Raw genomic sequence first — 17,949 nt, forward strand, 5'->3', positions numbered from 1 at the left:
CTCTCATGCAGACCACCATTGGTGATTTCATCCTGGACCGCCTCAAGGCCATCGGTATTACTGAAATCATCGGCGTGCCCGGTGATTTCAACCTGAGCTTCCTCGAGCAGATCGAGGCCTCCGAGGGCATCCGCTTCGTCGGCGCCTGCAACGAGCTCAACGCCGCCTATGCCGCTGACGGCTACGCCCGCCAACGCGGCGTGGGCTGCCTGCTCACCACCTATGGCGTGGGCGAGCTTTCCGCGCTCAACGGCATTGCGGGCGCACGTGCCGAGCACGTCCCGCTGGTGTCGTTGGCAGGCGCGCCGCCGCAGTATGCGACCGAATTCCGCTGGAACCTGCACCACTCGCTTGCCGACGGCGACTTTGCCAACATGCTCGATTCCTTCGCGCCCTTCACCGAAGTGGCCACGCGCGTGTCCCCCATGAACGTGGTCGAGGAATTCGACCGCGCCCTGCACACCTGCCTGCGCGAGAAGCGCCCGGTGCACATCCAGATTCCTTCCGATATCACGCACCTGACCATCGAGGTCCCCGACGAGCCTTTCTCCACCGAACTCGCCCCCTCCGATCCGGAGCGCCTGAACGCTGCCGCGGACTACGTGCTGGAGCACTTGGCGAAGGCCAAAGACCCGATCATCCTCATCGATCAGGACACCAACCGCCACGGTTTCACGGAGAAGCTCCGCGCCATCATCGACAAGGCCCAGCTGCCTTACTCCCAGCTTTCCTCCGGCAAGGCCATCCTGTCTGAGCGCCACCCGCTGTTCATCGGCACCTATAACGGTGCGGCCTCCGCACCAGGCGTGCAGGAACGCATCGAAAAATCCGACTTCCTGGTCACCACGAACCCGCGCTTCATCGAGGTCAACTCCGGCTCCTTCACCCACAACCTGGCCGATGCCCGCGTCTATAACTTCGGCGACCAGCACCTCAACGCCGACGGCGAGTTCTTCGTGGGCATCAATACGCTGGAGCTTCTCGACGTCCTCCTCGACCGCATCCAGGAAGCCGAGGCGTCGCCAAGCGCGGCCTTCGAACCCGAGCCCTTCGAGCCGAACCCGGATGCCCCGCTGACCCAGGAGCGCATCTGGCCGCAGATGCTCGGCTTCATCCAGGACGATGACGTGGTCATCGCCGAAGCCGGCACCTCCAATATCGGGCTGGGCCAGCAGCGCATGCCCGAGGGCGTGCAGTACATTAACTCCACCATTTGGGGCTCCATCGGCTTTACCCTGCCCTGCGTGCTTGGCTCACAGCTGGCCAACCCGGAGCGCCGCCATGTTCTCTTCATCGGTGATGGCTCCTTCCAGCTCACCGCCCAAGAGCTGTCCACCATCCTGCGTCAGGACTTGAAGCCCATCATCGTGTTGGTGAACAACGATGGCTACACCATCGAGCGCTACATCTTGGGCATGGAACGCGAATACAACGAGATCCAGATGTGGGATTACACGGCTCTGCCGAAGGCCTTCATGAAGGACACCACGATGGAGTCCTACGTGGCCTCAACCGAAGGCGAGCTGGCGAAGGCCCTAGACGACATCGCTGCTCACCCAGAGCGCGGCGCCTTCCTTGAGGTGCGCCTTGATGCCTTCGACGCGCCGAAGGGCCTTCAGGCCTTCGGGCCGCAGACCGCTGACTTCGACTTCGGGCCTCGTGGGCCCCGCAACGCCTAAGGTGGAGAACATGATTCGACCAGACCTTTCCTCCCTGCCCGCCTACGTGCCCGGCAAGAACGCCGAGCACGCCTTGAAGCTCTCCTCCAATGAGGCAACTCAGGAGCCGCTGCCCGGCGCGCTCAAGGCCATGGAGGCTGCAGCCGCGCACGTCAACCGCTACCCGGATATGGGCGCGGTGGAAATCCGCAAGGCGCTCGCCGAAAACCTCGGCGTCACACCGGAGCAGGTCACCTGCGGCGCGGGTTCCTCCGCCATCTGCCAGCAGCTGGTGCAGATCACCTCGGTGCCCGGTGATGAGATTGTCTTCCCCTGGCGCTCCTTCGAGGCTTATCCCATCTTCGCGCAGGTCGTGGGCGCTACCCCGGTCAAGGTCCCGCTCACCGCGGATCACCGCGTGGACTTGGAGGCCATGGCGGCTGCCATCACGGACAAGACCCGCCTGATCTTCGTGTGCAACCCGAATAACCCCACCGGCTCCATCATCACCAAGGAGGAGCTCGACGCCTTCCTGGCCAAGGTCCCGAAGGACGTCATCGTGGCGCTCGATGAGGCCTACATCGAGTACAACCGCAACGACGCCGTCCCGCTGGCCACCGACTACGTCCACACTCACGACAACGTCATTGGCCTGCGCACCTTCTCCAAGGCCTATGGCCTGGCCGGCATCCGTTTAGGCTATGCCTTCGGCAACGCCGAGATCATCGAGGCGCTAAGCAAGGTGGCCATCCCGTTCTCCGTGAACTCGGTGGCACAAGCTGGCGCTGTGGCCTCGCTGGCCGCCCAGAAGGAGCTGCGTGAGCGCACCGACGAGACCGTGGAGCAGCGCGACCGCCTGGTGGAGCACTTCGCCGACTTTGGTGTGCCGGAATCCCAGGCCAACCACATCTGGCTCGCCGCCGACTCCATTGCGAAGCTGGGCTCCCCGCAGGACGTTGCTGCACAGCTTGCCGAGAATGACGTTCTCGTCCGCGCCTTCCCTGAGGGCGTGCGCATTTCCGTCACCACAGCTGAGGAAACCGACATCCTGCTTAAAGCCTGGGACGCTGCCTTCGCTGCAGAGGAGTAGTTTCCGCGTTAGAGTGCAGTTGTGAAGACATTTATCAATTTTGCACTCAACGTCATTGCCGTCGCGGTGGCCTTCTGGGCCGTGGTGGCGATTGTCCCCGGAATCGACATCGTCCCCGCTAGCACCCAGAATTTCCTGCTCATCGCGGCGGTCTTCATCATCGTCAATGAGGTCGTCACCCCAGTGCTCCGCTTTCTCGGCGCCCCGCTGACCTGCCTGACACTGGGCCTGTTCGCGCTCGTCATTAACGGCGCGGTCCTGCTCCTCGTCAGCGCGCTAATGGACTCACTCGTCATCGACGGCTGGGGCGCCGCCATCATCGGCGCGATTGTTCTCGCGATCGTTTCCGGCGTGGTGAACTTCTTTACTAGTCCCCTGCGCAGCCGAAACTAACCCCCAGCAAAGGGTGGGAGGACGTCGACGCGGGAGGCGTCGGCAAGCACGGCGTCCTCGGTAGCGCTCGCGCCATCCACCAGGAAGGTGCAGCGCTCCAGCACCTCCGCGAAGCTCATTCCGGCCTCGGTGCTGCCGGTATGCCGAGCACGCAACACGTCGAGCAACTCCCCCAGCGTCGCTGCCTGCGCTGTGTCCTGCGCGCGCCCCGCGGCGGCGCGGGCTGCGGCAAAGTAGTGTATGTCAACCATGGTTGCCACTATGCCAGCCTCCGTGACAGGAAGGAACCTGATGCGCACCTATGAGGAACACCTCGCCGCCGTTCGCGCGGCCCTTCCGCAACCCCGGGTGGTGTCCACTCCCCTGAACAGCGCCTTCGGCCGACGCGCCGCCGCGACGTACCGCGCCCAACACAACCTGCCGCCTTTTGATAATTCGCAGATGGATGGCTATGCGCTTCCCACATGTGACGGCGGCACCTTCACCGTCGGCCGCACTATCGCGGCGGGGGATCCCCCGGGCTCGCTCGAGCAAGGCACCGCCCTGCCCATCATGACCGGCGCGAAAGTCCCTGAGGGCACCGCGACCATCGTCCCCGTCGAGCACTGCGAGCCCCCGCGCTTCCCGGAGGAAGGCGCTACCGTCACGGTGCCGGCAGCTCCTGAGCAGTTCATCCGCCGCGCGAGCTCCGACGTCCAGGCCGGAACCACTCTCGTCACAGAGCACGCGCTTCTCGACGCCCCCTCCATCGCCACCCTCGCCTCCCAGGGCCTGACCGAGGTCCTCACCGTCGCGCCCGCCCGCATCCTCATCTGTACCGGTGGCGCTGAAATAGGTGGCGAAGGTGAGGCCACCATCCCCGATTCCAATGCGCCAATGCTCGCAGCTTTGGCCAGGCAGTATGGCATCGACGTGGCTGGCTTCGTGCGCACGAACGACGATCCTTCTGCCCTGCGCGCGGACCTCGCCGAAGCAGTCATTACCCACCGCCCCGATGTCATCGTCACCTCCGGTGGCATCTCCCATGGAAAATTCGAGGTCATCCGCCAAATCTTCGAAGAAGACGGCTGGTTCGGCCACGTGGCGCAACAGCCGGGTGGCCCGCAGGGCCTGTCCCGCCTTGGCGAGGTCCCCGTAGTCTGCTTTCCCGGCAACCCCATCTCCACGCTGGTGAGCTTCCGCCTCTATTTGGCACCCGTCCTTGGCCATGCCTCAGAGCCGGTTCGCGCGCACCTTGTTGAATCCGCAGACGGACTCAACAACCGCGAGCAGTTCCGCCGTGGAACTATCAGTATTTCCGATGGCACAGCCCACGCCTCCTTCCTCGGCGGCACCAGCTCCCACCTAATGTCCCAGGCCATCGGCGCTAACGCCCTCATCCGTATCCCGGCTAACACGCAGCTTTCAGCCGGCGACCTCGTGGAGGTATTCCCACTCTCATGACCCACCGCGCACTCGTTATTGTTGCCTCAACCCGCGCCGCCGCCGGCGAGTACGAGGACCGCTCCGGCCCCATCTTGGTGAACTTCCTGCGTGAGCAGGGCTTCGATACCCCGCAGCCCCTCGTTGTCGCGGACGCCGACATCGACGCCGCCTTGGCCACCGCCTTCGCCGATGCCCCCTCCGTCATCCTCACCTCCGGCGGCACCGGCATCACACCGGATGACCGCACCGTCGAAGCACTCACCCCGCATCTCGAGCGCGAGCTCCCCGGCCTGGCCCACGCCTTCTACGCGCACTCCGCCGGCATCCCCACTGCGGCGCTCTCCCGCACGGTTGCCGGAGTCACCGGGTCCACTTTCGCCATGGCCCTGCCCGGCTCCACGGGTGCGGCCAAGGACGGCTGCGCGGTCCTCGAACCGGTGCTTAACCACATCATCAACCAGCTGGAAGGCATTCATGAGCACTAACTTCGGCTTACTCGGCGCCCACATCAGCGCTGAGCCTATCTCAGCCCCCGACATCGCCACCGCTGAAACCGGCGCCGTCGTTTTATTCGACGGCATCGTGCGCAACCACGACTCCGGCCGGGGTGTGAAACTCCTGACCTACACCGCGCATCCCTCAGCCCAGCAGGAAATCGAGCGCGTGGCCGCTGAAGTCGCTGCTGCCTTCCCCACCGTGCGCCTCTGGTGCGCGCACCGCACTGGCCCACTAGAAATCGGCGAATCCGCCTTCCTCGTCGCCGCCGCCTCCGCGCACCGCAAGGACGCTTTCGAGGCAGCCTCGACCTGCGCCGACCGCGTCAAGGCGGAAGTCCCCATCTGGAAAGAGCAGCTGCATACCGATGACACCACCACGTGGGTAGGCCTGGAATAAACAGTTGTATGCACTGTCGGAATTCGGTACGGACGGGAAATGGGCTTAGATCCAGAAAGTGAAAGCGCAATGCTCATAGCACTACTTCGAAAACTCCTAGCGGTTTGCGCTCTAGGCGTCTGTGCACTTGTCGTTTCTTCGTGTGCGCAAGAGCGTTCACAGACATCGAAGTCTTTTACTACTTGGGAATGGGGCGGGATCGCTAGGGCTGTCTCTGTGACTCCTTCCGTAAATAATCACAATTATGTTTTTGGAACGAGCACTGATGAGGTGGACTCTCTCGCTGAACTTGCATCGGTGTATAACCCTTCGATGGAGAGGCTCGGTGAAGGGTATGTGGCTCCAGATAAGGATCAATTGGTTGTCTTTGATTCAGATTTTCGCAAACAATCTGAGAAACCACTCGCAGGTTTAGGTCTACCGACCCAAACAGCTTCTGCTGGTTCTGTGGACAATAAAGCAGCAGTGTTTGTTTTTAACGAAGGCATGAGCGATAGTCCGTATGCGAGCCGCATAGTGCTCGCAACTAAGGAATCTACAAGCACGGTAACTCGCGATAGGAGACCAGTCGCGTTAAGGGCTTGTACTGATGAAAAAGCTGTCTGGATAGAACGTGATGAAGATGACGGAAGCGGTTTAACGCTTGTGCGTATGGGAGTCGACGGGTTGTTGTCTGAATCTCGCCTTGATATACCTGCCGGAACAGTCGCATCCGAATACTTCTCTGCTCTTGGGTGTGGGAAAGAAAAATCATATATTTCTTTTCCTGACGATACTGGTGGTGCGTATGTTGTCTCGGTTGGTACCTCGAATGAAAAACCAACTTTAAAACACGAAGGAAATATCGAAAGGCTGCCGATACCAGGCGTAAATAGGTCCTCTCGCTACGAAGAAGGAAGCGTGTCGTACTTTACGAGTCGAGGAACGATCGTGGCACTTGATCTCGAGCGTCAGGAAGTTAAAGAAACTGAACCGCTAATCGGCGCAGATCGCCGTCCTGTATCTGCAACTATCGACGGCGGAAATCTATATATCGTGACTCAGCCGATTGAAGGTGCTGAGGAGCTTCGCGTACATTCTTTTACATTCAAAGACCCAGCTGCGGATAAGGATGGCGCGCATATCGCGAAGCTTAGCCAGCTTATGCAAGGTGGTACTGCAAAAGGTGCATACACAATTCCGATGTCTATTTACCCTTTCGATAAACGGACGGAATAATGCCTAGAAGAGCTTTATTTTCTGCTCTTTACCTCGCATGGAAATCGCAAGTCCACTGCCTGGCTGATGCGCCTAGCCGACATTTCTGACAAAGATGAACTCGTCATCAAGGTCAACACACTGGTGGCCATCAAGGGCGTGCATGACGTTCGAGTGAGCGTCGAGGTAGGACGAAGCACGATTCCGCCAGAGCTTAGAATATCGACACCAACCGGGATTGAAACCGAATTCTTTAATCAGAATCCACTGCAGGAAACAATAGAAATCAAGGCAAAAGTCTAGGAAAACTCGGAGCACTTCAGAATGAGTTCACGCTACGCACGTCAGGAAGCCCTCTGGGGAACCTCCACACAGCAACGACTTCGCGCTTCCACAGTCGCCGTCATCGGTGCCGGCGGCCTGGGCTCGCCTGCCCTTCTCTACCTGGCAGGCGCAGGCGTGGGGCGCATCCTGCTTTTCGACGACGACACCGTCTCCCTCTCCAACCTGCACCGCCAAGTCATCCACAGCACGGCGACCGTGGGCCAGCCCAAGACTGAATCCGCCGCTGAAGCCTTGAGCGCCCTCAACCCCGAGTGCACCGTCGAGCAGTTCTCGCGCCTCACGCCTGATACCGCCTTGGAGCAACTGCGCGGCGCTGACCTCATCATCGACGGCACCGATAACTTCTACTCCCGCCACCTGGCCTCCTGGGCCGCCCATGAGCTGGGCATTCCGCACGTGTGGGCATCGCTGCTGGGATACGACGCGCAGCTCACCGTCTTCCACTCCGGCCACGGCCCGGTCTACGAGGACCTCTTCCCCACCGACCCGCAGGTACCCTCCTGCTCACAGGCCGGCGTGATGGGCCCGGTCGTCGGCGTGGCCGGCTCCGCCCTAGCCGTGGAGGCGCTTAAGCTCCTCACCGGCATCGGCACCCCGCTCATCGGTACGCTTGGCTACTACGATTCCCTCGTCGGGACCTGGGAATACATCCCCGTGCGCGCGAACGGCGCCACCCCGGCGCGCCCCGACAACCCCACCGACGTCCGCGAGATCCCTGAGGACGCCACGCTTATCGACGTCCGCACCGCCCCCGAGCGCGCCGCCTCCCTTATCCCGGGCTCGCAGCACCTTCCGCTCGATGACATCCTCGCCGGCCACAACCCGCCCCTAGACCCCGCCGACCTCGCCGTCCTCTACTGCGCCAGCGGCCTGCGCTCCTCCCAAGCAGTCGAGGCCCTGCGCGCCCGTGGCTTCAGCAACGTCTACTCGCTGCGCGGCGGCATCGACGCTTGGTTGGAACACATCTCTGAGCTTGAGTCCGAGGCAGCGGCCGCACGCCGTGGCGAGCTAGAGACCATTTCTCTTGAAGACCTAGAGGCTGAATGTGGCGTGGAGAATTAGCTTCACGCCGCGCGGTGCAAAAGCCTTCCGAAAGTTAGACAAACCAACGCAGAAGAGAGTCAGCAGGTTTCTTCGCGAAGTGGCAGAACTCGAAGACCCGCGCTCGCGCGGCAAGCGTCTCGTGGGGGATAAATCCGGTCTGTGGCACTGGCGAGTCGGGGACTACCGCGTTATCGCGGCAATATACGAAAACACAGTCACGGTCACCGTTGTTGACTTAGATCACCGACGCGAAGTCTACGATTAATCAGCCAGCGGGTCGGTTCCGCCGAGCTTCATCTCGAAACGCTCGTAGTCCTCTAGGCTCGCAAAGTGCCGCGAGTAGAGATCACAATCGCGGTCTACATAACCATAGAGGGCTGGCGCGACATCCACGATGTGCCGTACCTTCACGTCCTCACCATCGGCCTGCTCGTTCGCCATCGCTTCAACGCGTTCTCGAGCCTTCTCGTCCGACTCCGCATACACAATATAAAAGTCCTCGCGGAAGAAGCTTTGGGCAGATGAACTGGACTTCTTAGCAAGCTCCATCACGACAATTCCAACATAAGGTTCCATTGCCGGCTACTGTCCTTTCCGGTTCTAGGTCAGCTTGGACTCGACTCTACCTGCTCACCCAGACCATGTAACGCGGAAAACTCAGCCGGCCGGATTGAAAGCTCACTGTCATGCAGACCCGCCAGTATTACGTCGCCACCACTGCGGTGTGTGCTCTTACGCTGGGGCCAAACTGCGGCGCAAGGACTCGGCCCCAGGTCCCATCCCTGACCGCTTCGATCCGAAGTCTTTCCTCAACGCAACGGCCCTGATGTGCGCCATAGCGCTACCGCTGCAGGTGTCACCGTCTTCTACTCCGCGCAAGCAGTCGACGCCCTGCGCGCCCGCGGCTTCAGCAACGTCTACTCGCTTCGCAGCGGCATCGATGCCTGGCAGGAGCACAACGACACATAGACCAAACCCCTGCTCAATCTCCTCTGCCCACATGGCATCTTGTAAAAGGCATCAACCAGAAGGCGTTTTCAGAGCCAAAAACGCCTTTTACCCCGCGCAAATGGCGTTTTTAATCCCAAAGATGCCTTTTGGCAGATGCCATTTGCCAGACGCCTTTCGCAGAGGTCCTCGGCCTGCCGCCTTGTAAGCTTACTGCCATGAGAAGCCGCCAGTATTACGTCGCCACCGCTGTGGTGTGTGCTCTCACGCTGGGGTACATGCTGCTGCGCTGGGATTCGGTGCCTGATCCCATCCCGGTCCACTTCGATGGCTCGGGCAACCCGGACCGCTTCGAACCCAAGTCTTTCTTCAACGCAACGGCCCTGGTGTGGATTGGCGTTGTCTTCGCCATCGCGCTGCCGTTGTGCGTGCCACCGGTCTCGCTGGCGCGAAAGACAACACAGGTTCCGGCGGAGTCAGCGCTTCCTTTCTCCGAAGCCACCGCCCAGCGCGCGGAGCTGATCGCTGAAAAGACCACCACCTTCATCGCCCAGACAGTGTTCGCCATGACGACCTGCGTGTGCCTCACCGCGGTCTGCACGGTGGTACCGGACATCCCCTTCTCGGGCTTTCTCCTCGTGGCCGCGTGGATAGCCTTCACCCTGTTCATCATGATTCAAGGCGTCCGATTGACGCTGACATCTGCGAAGGCCGTGAAAGCCATACCAACCGACGATGATGAACAGGTTCGCAACGAAGCACTCCGCTTTGCCGGTGGCATGGGAGTCTACAAAGAACCTAAAGACCCGATGTGCATGGCAGTCTTTTCCACGAATCCTTCGAAGCTGCAGATCAACACCGCCCACGAACCGGGACGGCGCTACCTGTGGCGCATGGGCATTGCCCTTCTCGTATCCATAGCATTCTGCGTGCTCATCGACGTACTCTAGATGCATGGAGCACCTGTTTGAGCGCGCACACTCGATTCTTTCTGATGCCACTCACGTTGAGGTGTTCACCGGCGCGGGTATGAGTGCGGATAGCGGCATCGCCACATACCGCGATGCGCAGACGGGCATCTGGGAGAACGTGGATCCGGTCGCGATGGCGTCGATAAGCGCATGGCGTAATGAACCAAAGCCCATGTTCGCCTGGTACCTGTGGCGCGCCCAGCTGGCGCAGCGGGCCGAACCCAACGCCGGGCACCGCGCGATTGCTGCCGCACGCGGCATGACGGTGACCACGCAAAATATCGATAACCTGCACGAGCGCGCCGGAAGCCAGGACGTGGTCCACCTACACGGCTCCCTATTCGCCTTCCGCTGCACCGACTGCGATACACCGTACGACGAGGACATTGCGCTGCCGAAGAAACCGGTCGAGAGCATCACTCCACCCGAGTGCCCCGTGTGCGGCGGGCTCGTACGCCCAGGCGTGGTGTGGTTCGGTGAGGCTTTGCCCAACGACGAATGGGCCGAGGCCGAACGCCGCATGTCCACCGCGGACGCGCTGCTCATTGTGGGTACCTCCGGCGTGGTCTATCCCGCCGCCGGCCTGCCGCAGATTGCCCACGCGCGCGGCATCCCCATCGTGGAAGTCACCCCGCAGCCCACGGACCTCTCGCCGCTTGCCGACGTCGTGGTCACCGCCACCGCAGCGGAGGCGCTGCCTCGCATCTTGGCGGGGCGGATCGATGGCAAAGACGAGTAGCAACCAGAAACCCCGCGGCCCTTGCCCACCGAAATGTACAAGATGTACATTTGCAGTATGAAAACGATGTCAGTGGCATCCAGCCAATTCCGCCAATCCCAAAGCCAAATTCTTGAAGAGGCACAGCACACACCCGTCGCCATCACTAGTCGTGGAAGCCGGATTCGCGCTTTTGTCGTCTCTCCTTCATTTTTCGCCCGCGCAGTCGAAGCACTAGAAGATCGTGAGGATGTTCAGACCGCAGAGATTGCCCGAGGAGAAGCCGTAGAGATTTCACACGAAGACCTCAAAAAAGAACTCGGACTCACCTAATCGCCTTCTATGGCTGACTCCACTTATCACATCACCTATAAGGCATCCGCAGCCAAGGAGCTACGCAAGCTCGACAGGCCGACACAGAGGCGACTACTTGCTGCAATCGAAGACTTGGCCGTTACCCCTCGCCCTGATGGAGTAAAGAAGCTAAGAGCCTCAGACGACCTGTACAGAATTCGAGTCGGACACTATCGCGTAGTTTATGAAATCTTAGACGGAAAACTCGTGGTGCTCGTCCTGCGCATTGCTCACCGACGAGATGTTTACCGGAAATAGGTAAAATTCCTCTCAGATAAACAAAACCGGTTCCACCCTGCCAGAAGGTGAATACTCCACTTCGATCGGAAGATAGTTCTTACACAGCTAGATCGATGTCGTGCTCCTTAGCCTTTCCGTCTAGCACTTGCTCGTAAGACTCCAATAGCCGGCGAGCATTGACTGGGGAGCCGAAAAGATAATCAGTCTCTACCCACGCCGAATAGTTATCCTCTGACATCACGAAACCGCCTTCCTTACCACAACCATTATTCCCCCCGAGAGGAGATGAATCCATGCTCTACCTAGTTCCAGGAGCCTTAGCGGGAATCGTCTTTTATGTCATTCTCGCAGCAGTGAGCTGGGCTATCGAGAAAGCTTGGCCGCAATGCCACCTTGGAGCGCATAGCCGGTTGGTCATCCACTGCCTTGTCGCGATTGCATTTTCGATTTTCCTCGTCGTGGCTGGCGGCGGCGGAAACTCGGCCACCCACCTGCAAATTAGCGGATTCCTACTGGCAGGATGCGTTCTGAGCTTCGTTACAGCCGCATGGGACAGAAGCAAAGCCGCTACAAATGACCCCCAAAACAATTGGCGGAGGCGGCGGGATTTGAACCCGCGGTGAGTTTCCCCACGCTGGTTTTCAAGACCAGTGCATTCGGCCGCTCTGCCACGCCTCCTCGTCACGCGTCAGCATGCACCGCGCGCAACACGTTCAGAGTACTAGACTCCGCCGCGGGAGAAGAATTCGGCTCATCACGTTGCGCAAAGCGCAACCTACTGAAAGCCATTGCCGCATATACCTTGCTCTGGTTTACTCGGGCCTATGCAGACAGTCGATACCCTCATCATCGGCAGTGGCGCGGCCGGCCTTCAGGCAGCACTGGTCATGGTCCGCGCCCGCCGCAGTGTCCTCGTTGTTGATTCCACCACTCCCCGCAATCGCTTCGCCCACGAAATCCATGGTGTCATCGCCCTCGAGGGCACACCACCACTCGAGTTCCAGGAGCGCGGTAAGGAGCAGCTGCGCAACTACGGCGTACAGATCGTCAACACCACCGTGGATTCCGTCACCGATAATGACCGAACACTCACCGCCACATTGAGTAATGGAGATACCGTCGCGGCCCGCTCCATCATCGTCGCCAGCGGTGTGGACGACGTACATCCAAACATCCCGGGACTCGAAGAAAACTGGGCAGATACAGTCCTCCACTGCCCTTACTGCCACGGGTTCGAGGTCGCCGACAAGAAACTCGGTGTTCTCTGCATCGGCGAGTTCTCCCTGCACCATGCAGCGCTCCTGCGCCAGTGGTCCAAGGACATCACCTTCTTCACCAACGGCATGAAGCTCACCGAGGAACAGCGCGCTGACCTGACCCGGCGGGGCATTGCGCTTGTCGACGGCCCCGTCACCGCCTTCCAGGACGGAAAAGTCCTGGTTGGGAGCACAACCCATGCCGTCGATGCACTGTTCTACATGCCTGTCCCTCACCCGCACGATGAGTTTCTCGCTGACCTCAACCTTGACCGCCACAGCCCGCCGTCGGGCATGGGCGGCAGCCTGATCAAAACGGGCCTCGCCGGTGCCACCAGCCACCCGCGCATCTGGGCGGTGGGCAACGTGGTCAACCCACCGGCACAGGTCGCGGTAGCGATGGGCGAAGCCAACGCCGCAGCCATCGCGGTCAATGCCTTCCTGGTCGAGGATGATTGGATTTAAGTACGGTGGTGTGGCATGAAAGCCATCATTCAGACCAATCTGGACGACCCGCACTCGCTGGAGTTGGGGGATGTCGCCACACCAGAACTAGCTGCCGGCGAAGTCCTCGTTAAAGTCAAAGCCGCCGGCGTAAACCGCGCCGACCTGCTCCAGGCCCGCGGGCACTACCCGCCGCCGCCGGGCGCTTCGGAGATTATCGGCCTCGAAGTCGCCGGTGAAGTCGTCGACGCAGGCACCACCGACGTCGAGCTGGGCTCCAAGGTCGGCGCGCTGCTCGCCGGCGGCGGCTATGCCGAATACGTCGCCGTACCCAAGGGCCAGCTGCTGCCCATCCCCAGCGGCTACTCCTTTGCCGAAGCTGCCTCCGTTATCGAAGTGGGCTGCACCGTATGGTCCAACATCGCTATGGAGGCGAAACTAAACAAGGGCCAAACCATCCTCATCCACGGCGGCGCGGGCGGTATCGGCACCTTCGCCATCCAGGTGGCGAAAAACCTCGGCGCCACCGTCGCGGTGACGGCTGGCTCGGACGAAAAACTCGAGACCTGCAAGGAACTCGGCGCGGACATCCTCATCAACTACAACGAACAGGACTTCGCCGAGGAACTGAAGAACCAGTGCGATGTCATCCTCGACATCATGGGCGCGAAGTACCTCAAGAAGAACCTCATCGCGCTGGCTAAGGGCGGCCACATGGTCACCATCGGAATGCAGGGTGGCACGAAGGCCGAGCTCAACATGGCCATCCTCCTCAACAAGCGTCTGACCCTGCAGGGCACCACGCTGCGCTCCCGCTCGTTGGAGGGCAAGGCCGCCATCGTTGCGGACACCGTCAAAAATGTCTGGCCCTGGCTAGAGAACGGCAGCGTCAAGCACCACCTGCACGCGACGTATGCGCTTGCTCGCGCCGCCGAAGCCCACAAAGCCCTCGACTCCGGCGAGGTCACGGGCAAGCTCGTCCTCGAGGTCTAAGCCAAAGACGCGACCACGCGGGTGAGGTGCTCCACATCGTGGTACGTGCTAAACGGACTCAGCGAAACCGTGACGGCACCGCCGACCTCCTCCACTCCCATCTCCGTGAGCAGCGGGGTGTGCGGAGCGATGGTAGTAACTAGGCCATTGTCGAAGAGCCGGCGGTGGATCACATCCGCCGGAACATCGCGCACGGCGAAGGTGAGGCGCGGGAGGCGGTCATCGGAGGCGTCGGCAGCCGCCTCACCCGTCACACCCAGGATGTGAACGGCCGGTAGCGTGCCCAACAGGCTGTAGAGATCCCCGGTGAGATCCTCCATATAGCCGGAGAGAGCTTGCATCGAACGCGTCAGGCGCACGCGGCGCGAACCGCGCTCCCCGCCGGCGAGTTCCGCCACATGATCCACTAGGGGGCCAACGCCACCCGCCAAGCCCGCGGAAACCGGGCCAACGACAAGCTCATCGAGGCGACGGAACATCGCAGTATCGCGGAAGACCAGCGCCGCCATCTGCGGACCACCGAGAGCACCCACATCCACGCCGAGGATATCCGCCCCAATCGCATCAAAGTCGAGGAGACGGTAGGGGGCGATCGAGGAGACGTCGACAAGCACCCAGGCGCGCGAACGCTCATGGACCGCATCGATGATCTCCGCGGCCGGTGTTACAGTGCCCAGCAGCTCGTGGGCGGCAGAAAAGGCGACAAAACGTGTAGAGCCATCCACCAGATCAGCGTATTGGAATGCCGGAAGCTCGCCAGTTCCCAAATCCGGCTGCGCCCACCGAATATCAGTACCCAGGTGTGCGAACGCGCTCGTAAACTCCGGAGAATCAAAACGGGAGAGCACCACCGAAGACTGTCGGCGCAACAGCGGGCGCAGTGCAACGCCCAAAGCCTGATACAGCACCGGCAGCGACGGGCCCAGGATGACCCGTTCCGCCGTCGCCCCCGTGAGATCCGCCACTGCCCGGCGCGCGGAAGCATACATGTCCGCCGCGTGGAGCTCTCCGGGGTCGTGGTGCGCCGAGTGCGCGCCCACGGCATCCTCCAGCGGTTTCACCGTGGCGGACATACGGAAAGAACGGGCAACGCCAGAGGCCACGCGTTCTGCAATCTGCGACGCGGCGTGCGCGTTCAGGTAGGTCCAACCATCGGACAGACCAGTGTAAAGACCTCGCACGCTGGCGACGTCATACTGTTCCGTCATGCTTCAACCCTTCCTCGAATCGTCCGATCGACTCCCTACTCTATACGCCCCACGTAAATCTTTCCTAACCCTCGATTTTCCCAGCTCGCTCGTGTTTTCCCAGGTTAAGGGCGTGTGTGTAGGTGTTTGGCGGAGGTGCGCGCTAGGGTGAAGGACGTGCAAGACAAGAAAAACCTGCGTGACGACGTCGCCCGCATGACCTCCGCGCCTGCACCCGGCGAGGAGCCGGCCTCGCGTTCCATGACCATGTCGGCGGCTTTCGCCGATCTGTTGCAAGGCGCGCGCCAGCGCGAGCTGTGGTTCAAGCTGGGCATCCAAGACATCAAGCAGCGCTACCGCCGTTCGGTGCTGGGTCCTTTCTGGATCACCATCGCAACCGGCGTGATGGCCGCGGCCCTGGGCCTGCTGTATTCCATGCTCTTCCAGATCCCGGTTGCAGAATTCCTGCCCCACGTGACCGTGGGCTTGATTATGTGGAACTTCATTTCGGGCGCCATTAAGGAAGGCTCGACGGTCTTCATCGACAACGAGGGCCTGATCAAACAGCTGCCCGCACCACTGTCGGTGCACGTCTACCGCCTAGTCTGGCGGCAAACCCTCTTCTTGGGCCACAACCTCATCATCTGGCTGCTGCTCATTCTTATCTTCCCGCGCCACTTGGGCTGGGAGTTCTTCCTGTTCATCCCGGCGCTAGGACTCTTCCTGGTTAACGGCGTGTGGGTAGCCATGTTCTTCGGCATCATCGCCACCCGCTTCCGTGACGTTGCCCCGCTGCTGGAGGCTCTGACCCAGCTGCTTTTCTACGTCACGCCTATCGTGTGGATGACCAACACCCTGAAGGAACAGGGAGGTGCCGTGGCCAGCCGCGCGCGCATCGCTGAGATCAACCCGCTCTACCACTACATGGAGATCATCCGCGCCCCTATGATCGGCGAGCCCGTCGCCGGTTATCACTGGCTCATCGTCATCGGCTGTACCGTCGCCGGCCTGCTCATCGCCGGCCTGGCCATGCGCCAGTGGCGCTTCCGCGTCTCCTACTGGGTCTAGAAAGGATCGTCCATGGTTTCCATTGATACGTATAACGCTTGCGTGGACTTTCCCATCTTTGATGCCAAGTCCCGTTCTCTCAAGAAGGCGATGCTCTCCACGGCCGGTGGCTCCATTGGCAAGAATGACCAGAACGTGGTCATGGTGGAAGCGCTCAAAGACATCAACCTCCACCTGCGCGAAGGTGACCGGGTGGGCCTCGTCGGCCACAACGGCGCGGGCAAAACCACTCTGCTGCGCCTGCTCTCCGGCATCTACGAACCCACGCGCGGCGCTGCCGACGTCCGCGGGCGCGTTGCCCCAGTCTTCGACCTCGGCGTGGGCATGGACCCAGAGGTCTCCGGCTACGACAACATCATCATCCGCGGCCTCTTCCTGGGCCAGACCATCAAGCAGATGAAGGCCAAGATGGATGAGATCGCGGAGTTCTCTGAACTGGGTGATTACCTCTCCATGCCGCTGCGCACCTACTCCACCGGTATGCGCGTACGCCTAGCGCTGGGCGTGGTGACCTCCATTGAGCCGGAGATCCTGCTTCTCGACGAAGGCATCGGCGCCGTCGACGCCGCCTTCATGGCCAAGGCCCGCGTCCGCCTTCAGGATCTGGTGAAGCGCTCCGGCATCCTGGTCTTTGCTTCCCACTCCAATGACTTCCTGGCCCAACTGTGCGATACCGCCCTATGGATCGACCACGGCCAGATCCGCTCGGTGGGCGAGGTCTCCGACGTCGTCGGCGAGTACGAAGGCCCTGAGGTGGGCCAGTACGTGCGGGATCTGCGCAAGCGCTTCGATAACGAGGAAAACGTTTAGCCCCTGCTACCTGCCTCGTTGACATATTGCGCGTCAATCATCCACGTTCCACGCTGTCGGAAGGCCGGAATGGTACCCCGCGCCGCCTTATTGGCGGCGACGGACCCAGAGACACCGTTAACCTTTGCCCATTCCGACAGGCGAATTACCCTCGGCGCGGTCAGCAGCGTGATGCGCTTGTGCAAGGACTCGACGAGTTGCCGCGCGATAAGTGTGCTCAATGCAGAAAAGTCCCCACTCACCGGGTAGCCACGGAACACTGGGTAGTAGTGGCGTTCTTTTCCCTTGTTCGGAATGATGATGGGCGGCGCCCCTAGCTCCAAGAGCTGTTGATTGATAATGACGCGCCCGATGCGCCCATTACCATCTGAAAAAGGATGGATGGTTTCAAATTCCGCGTGGAACCGCGCGATTCGGTCAACAAAGAAGCTAGTGTCCTCGTAGTATTCGGCAATGGCTGTGTCCACCAGCCTGTCCACGTATTCAGGGTTGGCCCCCATATGAGCGCCCACGCGAACCCACTCTCCCCTTCGACGAAAGCGCCCCGCCCAGTCGTCGTTGATGCCGCGAAGCAACATGCCATGCAGTTTCAGAAGGAGGTTTGCATCGAGCTTACCGACGCCCCGAATTAGTTCCTCAGTCACGTGCGCCAGGTTTTTGGCCTCAAAGACTTCCCGCAAATCATGCGCCCTAGTTGTAAACCCGGCCAGAATGTTCTCGGTCTCCTCCAAAGTCAGCGTGGAATTCTCAATGGCGTTCGAGTTATACACCGACTCCGCCACTTCTGCGCGTGCTATCTCCGCGACGGCCTCGGGGGCGTCCTCCCGCAACGCCGCATACCGATCAAGAAGAGCGTCGATTTTTGAGGCGGACCGCGCGTTAAGCATGCCAACATTCTACAAGTTTCCGTGAAA

The 17,949-nt window shown here is 60.8% G+C and carries 24 protein-coding genes and 1 tRNA gene; 19 read left to right on the forward strand and 6 right to left on the reverse strand.

Annotated features, from left to right (window positions below):
- Positions 1-5 precede the first annotated feature (5 nt).
- Genes QP363_RS07490 through QP363_RS07500 form a run of 3 tightly spaced genes read left to right on the forward strand, consistent with a single transcriptional unit; the run spans position 6 to position 3,141 of the window.
- A complete protein-coding gene (locus QP363_RS07490; protein ID WP_070731479.1) occupies positions 6-1,679 on the forward strand; it encodes an alpha-keto acid decarboxylase family protein in 1,674 nt (557 codons plus the stop codon).
- 10 nt (positions 1,680-1,689) lie between these two features.
- Positions 1,690-2,748 carry a histidinol-phosphate transaminase gene (gene hisC / locus QP363_RS07495; protein WP_070710419.1) on the forward strand — a complete coding sequence of 353 codons (1,059 nt, stop codon included), beginning with the start codon at positions 1,690-1,692 and terminating at the stop codon, positions 2,746-2,748.
- A gap of 21 nt (positions 2,749-2,769) precedes the next feature.
- Complete coding sequence (locus tag QP363_RS07500) at positions 2,770-3,141, forward strand: phage holin family protein (RefSeq protein WP_039673133.1); 372 nt, start codon at positions 2,770-2,772, stop codon at positions 3,139-3,141.
- Here the strand turns inward: QP363_RS07500 and QP363_RS07505 are convergent.
- Positions 3,138-3,392, reverse strand: coding sequence for a MoaD/ThiS family protein (locus QP363_RS07505; protein ID WP_010188351.1), 255 nt, complete (start codon positions 3,390-3,392; stop codon positions 3,138-3,140). The two genes, QP363_RS07500 and QP363_RS07505, sit on opposite strands and share 4 nt — an antisense overlap.
- A gap of 40 nt (positions 3,393-3,432) precedes the next feature.
- On the opposite strand from QP363_RS07505, the gene QP363_RS07510 reads away from it, so the two are divergent.
- The 7 genes from QP363_RS07510 (at position 3,433) to QP363_RS07540 (ending at position 8,311) form a co-directional block, all read left to right on the forward strand.
- Entirely contained in the window at positions 3,433-4,584 is a 1,152-nt protein-coding gene (locus QP363_RS07510) for a molybdopterin molybdotransferase MoeA (protein WP_284763854.1), read from the forward strand.
- Positions 4,581-5,051, forward strand: coding sequence for a MogA/MoaB family molybdenum cofactor biosynthesis protein (locus QP363_RS07515; RefSeq protein ID WP_070645478.1), 471 nt, complete (start codon positions 4,581-4,583; stop codon positions 5,049-5,051). The genes QP363_RS07510 and QP363_RS07515 overlap by 4 nt, the downstream gene beginning before the upstream one ends.
- Positions 5,041-5,460 carry a molybdenum cofactor biosynthesis protein MoaE gene (locus QP363_RS07520; RefSeq protein WP_070710425.1) on the forward strand — a complete coding sequence of 140 codons (420 nt, stop codon included), beginning with the start codon at positions 5,041-5,043 and terminating at the stop codon, positions 5,458-5,460. Before QP363_RS07515 ends, QP363_RS07520 begins: the two co-directional genes overlap by 11 nt.
- Before the next feature lie 216 nt (positions 5,461-5,676).
- On the forward strand, positions 5,677-6,678 hold the full coding sequence (locus tag QP363_RS07525) for a hypothetical protein (protein WP_141756066.1): 1,002 nt from the start codon (positions 5,677-5,679) through the stop codon (positions 6,676-6,678).
- 66 nt (positions 6,679-6,744) lie between these two features.
- Positions 6,745-6,960: a hypothetical protein gene (locus QP363_RS07530; protein ID WP_070444330.1), complete on the forward strand. Its 216-nt coding sequence runs from the start codon at positions 6,745-6,747 to the stop codon at positions 6,958-6,960.
- Between the two features lie 21 nt (positions 6,961-6,981).
- Positions 6,982-8,064, forward strand: a complete 1,083-nt coding sequence (locus QP363_RS07535; RefSeq protein ID WP_284763781.1) for a ThiF family adenylyltransferase — start codon at positions 6,982-6,984, stop codon at positions 8,062-8,064.
- Positions 8,048-8,311, forward strand: a complete 264-nt coding sequence (locus QP363_RS07540) for a type II toxin-antitoxin system RelE/ParE family toxin (RefSeq protein WP_284763783.1) — start codon at positions 8,048-8,050, stop codon at positions 8,309-8,311. The genes QP363_RS07535 and QP363_RS07540 overlap by 17 nt, the downstream gene beginning before the upstream one ends.
- On the opposite strand, the gene QP363_RS07545 is transcribed toward QP363_RS07540, so the two are convergent.
- Entirely contained in the window at positions 8,308-8,622 is a 315-nt protein-coding gene (locus tag QP363_RS07545; RefSeq protein WP_070520233.1) for a DUF4288 domain-containing protein, read from the reverse strand. The two genes, QP363_RS07540 and QP363_RS07545, sit on opposite strands and share 4 nt — an antisense overlap.
- A 252-nt stretch (positions 8,623-8,874) precedes the next feature.
- Here QP363_RS07545 and QP363_RS07550 point away from each other — a divergent pair, with 252 nt between their 5' ends.
- The 5 genes from QP363_RS07550 to QP363_RS07570 all read left to right on the forward strand — a co-directional run bounded on the left by QP363_RS07550 (position 8,875) and on the right by QP363_RS07570 (position 11,295).
- A complete protein-coding gene (locus QP363_RS07550) occupies positions 8,875-9,015 on the forward strand; it encodes a hypothetical protein (RefSeq protein ID WP_168165679.1) in 141 nt (46 codons plus the stop codon).
- Between the two features lie 197 nt (positions 9,016-9,212).
- Complete coding sequence (locus QP363_RS07555; protein ID WP_284763788.1) at positions 9,213-9,944, forward strand: DUF1648 domain-containing protein; 732 nt, start codon at positions 9,213-9,215, stop codon at positions 9,942-9,944.
- Positions 9,945-9,948: 4 nt separating this feature from the next.
- On the forward strand, positions 9,949-10,704 hold the full coding sequence (locus tag QP363_RS07560) for an NAD-dependent deacylase (RefSeq protein WP_070717096.1): 756 nt from the start codon (positions 9,949-9,951) through the stop codon (positions 10,702-10,704).
- Positions 10,705-10,770: 66 nt separating this feature from the next.
- On the forward strand, positions 10,771-11,016 hold the full coding sequence (locus QP363_RS07565) for a prevent-host-death family protein (protein ID WP_083311435.1): 246 nt from the start codon (positions 10,771-10,773) through the stop codon (positions 11,014-11,016).
- Positions 11,017-11,025: 9 nt separating this feature from the next.
- Positions 11,026-11,295, forward strand: coding sequence for a type II toxin-antitoxin system RelE/ParE family toxin (locus QP363_RS07570; RefSeq protein ID WP_070444336.1), 270 nt, complete (start codon positions 11,026-11,028; stop codon positions 11,293-11,295).
- A 79-nt stretch (positions 11,296-11,374) separates the two neighbouring features.
- On the opposite strand, the gene QP363_RS07575 is transcribed toward QP363_RS07570, so the two are convergent.
- Positions 11,375-11,518 carry a hypothetical protein gene (locus tag QP363_RS07575; protein ID WP_157844601.1) on the reverse strand — a complete coding sequence of 48 codons (144 nt, stop codon included), beginning with the start codon at positions 11,516-11,518 and terminating at the stop codon, positions 11,375-11,377.
- Between the two features lie 349 nt (positions 11,519-11,867).
- Positions 11,868-11,955: transfer RNA gene (locus QP363_RS07580), tRNA-Ser, on the reverse strand.
- A gap of 146 nt (positions 11,956-12,101) precedes the next feature.
- Between QP363_RS07580 and QP363_RS07585 the strand changes: the two genes are divergently transcribed.
- On the forward strand, positions 12,102-12,998 hold the full coding sequence (locus QP363_RS07585) for an NAD(P)/FAD-dependent oxidoreductase (protein ID WP_070710431.1): 897 nt from the start codon (positions 12,102-12,104) through the stop codon (positions 12,996-12,998).
- A 15-nt stretch (positions 12,999-13,013) separates the two neighbouring features.
- Positions 13,014-13,970 (forward strand): NAD(P)H-quinone oxidoreductase, encoded by a 957-nt coding sequence (locus tag QP363_RS07590; protein WP_284763793.1) that lies wholly within the window; start codon positions 13,014-13,016, stop codon positions 13,968-13,970.
- Here QP363_RS07590 and QP363_RS07595 read toward each other — a convergent pair.
- The gene (locus tag QP363_RS07595) at positions 13,967-15,178 is read right to left on the reverse strand and encodes an aminotransferase class V-fold PLP-dependent enzyme (RefSeq protein WP_284763795.1); all 1,212 of its coding nucleotides are present in this window, start codon (positions 15,176-15,178) and stop codon (positions 13,967-13,969) included. The genes QP363_RS07590 and QP363_RS07595 overlap by 4 nt on opposite strands.
- Positions 15,179-15,313: 135 nt before the next feature.
- Between QP363_RS07595 and QP363_RS07600 the strand changes: the two genes are divergently transcribed.
- Entirely contained in the window at positions 15,314-16,225 is a 912-nt protein-coding gene (locus QP363_RS07600; protein WP_210384561.1) for an ABC transporter permease, read from the forward strand.
- Positions 16,226-16,237: 12 nt separating this feature from the next.
- Positions 16,238-17,035, forward strand: a complete 798-nt coding sequence (locus tag QP363_RS07605) for an ABC transporter ATP-binding protein (RefSeq protein ID WP_070444344.1) — start codon at positions 16,238-16,240, stop codon at positions 17,033-17,035.
- Here QP363_RS07605 and QP363_RS07610 read toward each other — a convergent pair.
- Complete coding sequence (locus tag QP363_RS07610) at positions 17,032-17,922, reverse strand: Fic family protein (RefSeq protein ID WP_284763798.1); 891 nt, start codon at positions 17,920-17,922, stop codon at positions 17,032-17,034. The genes QP363_RS07605 and QP363_RS07610 overlap by 4 nt on opposite strands.
- Positions 17,923-17,949: the final 27 nt, after the last annotated feature.

Origin of the sequence: Corynebacterium sp. UMB6689, assembly GCF_030215295.1 — a bacterium.
Lineage (GTDB): Bacteria > Actinomycetota > Actinomycetes > Mycobacteriales > Mycobacteriaceae > Corynebacterium > Corynebacterium aurimucosum.

Excerpts from the sequence above, each read along its gene's own strand:
- QP363_RS07490 (WP_070731479.1), top strand. The coding sequence starts at position 6 with ATGCAGACCACCATTGGTGATTTCATCCTGGACCGCCTCAAGGCCATC.
- hisC (WP_070710419.1), top strand. The coding sequence starts at position 1,690 with ATGATTCGACCAGACCTTTCCTCCCTGCCCGCCTACGTGCCCGGCAAG.
- QP363_RS07505 (WP_010188351.1), bottom strand. The coding sequence starts at position 3,392 with ATGGTTGACATACACTACTTTGCCGCAGCCCGCGCCGCCGCGGGGCGC.
- QP363_RS07510 (WP_284763854.1), top strand. The coding sequence starts at position 3,433 with ATGCGCACCTATGAGGAACACCTCGCCGCCGTTCGCGCGGCCCTTCCG.
- QP363_RS07515 (WP_070645478.1), top strand. The coding sequence starts at position 4,581 with ATGACCCACCGCGCACTCGTTATTGTTGCCTCAACCCGCGCCGCCGCC.
- QP363_RS07520 (WP_070710425.1), top strand. The coding sequence starts at position 5,041 with ATGAGCACTAACTTCGGCTTACTCGGCGCCCACATCAGCGCTGAGCCT.
- QP363_RS07530 (WP_070444330.1), top strand. The coding sequence starts at position 6,745 with ATGCGCCTAGCCGACATTTCTGACAAAGATGAACTCGTCATCAAGGTC.
- QP363_RS07535 (WP_284763781.1), top strand. The coding sequence starts at position 6,982 with ATGAGTTCACGCTACGCACGTCAGGAAGCCCTCTGGGGAACCTCCACA.
- QP363_RS07545 (WP_070520233.1), bottom strand. The coding sequence starts at position 8,622 with ATGGAACCTTATGTTGGAATTGTCGTGATGGAGCTTGCTAAGAAGTCC.
- QP363_RS07555 (WP_284763788.1), top strand. The coding sequence starts at position 9,213 with ATGAGAAGCCGCCAGTATTACGTCGCCACCGCTGTGGTGTGTGCTCTC.
- QP363_RS07560 (WP_070717096.1), top strand. The coding sequence starts at position 9,949 with ATGGAGCACCTGTTTGAGCGCGCACACTCGATTCTTTCTGATGCCACT.
- QP363_RS07565 (WP_083311435.1), top strand. The coding sequence starts at position 10,771 with ATGTCAGTGGCATCCAGCCAATTCCGCCAATCCCAAAGCCAAATTCTT.
- QP363_RS07570 (WP_070444336.1), top strand. The coding sequence starts at position 11,026 with ATGGCTGACTCCACTTATCACATCACCTATAAGGCATCCGCAGCCAAG.
- QP363_RS07585 (WP_070710431.1), top strand. The coding sequence starts at position 12,102 with ATGCAGACAGTCGATACCCTCATCATCGGCAGTGGCGCGGCCGGCCTT.
- QP363_RS07590 (WP_284763793.1), top strand. The coding sequence starts at position 13,014 with ATGAAAGCCATCATTCAGACCAATCTGGACGACCCGCACTCGCTGGAG.
- QP363_RS07595 (WP_284763795.1), bottom strand. The coding sequence starts at position 15,178 with ATGACGGAACAGTATGACGTCGCCAGCGTGCGAGGTCTTTACACTGGT.
- QP363_RS07605 (WP_070444344.1), top strand. The coding sequence starts at position 16,238 with ATGGTTTCCATTGATACGTATAACGCTTGCGTGGACTTTCCCATCTTT.
- QP363_RS07610 (WP_284763798.1), bottom strand. The coding sequence starts at position 17,922 with ATGCTTAACGCGCGGTCCGCCTCAAAAATCGACGCTCTTCTTGATCGG.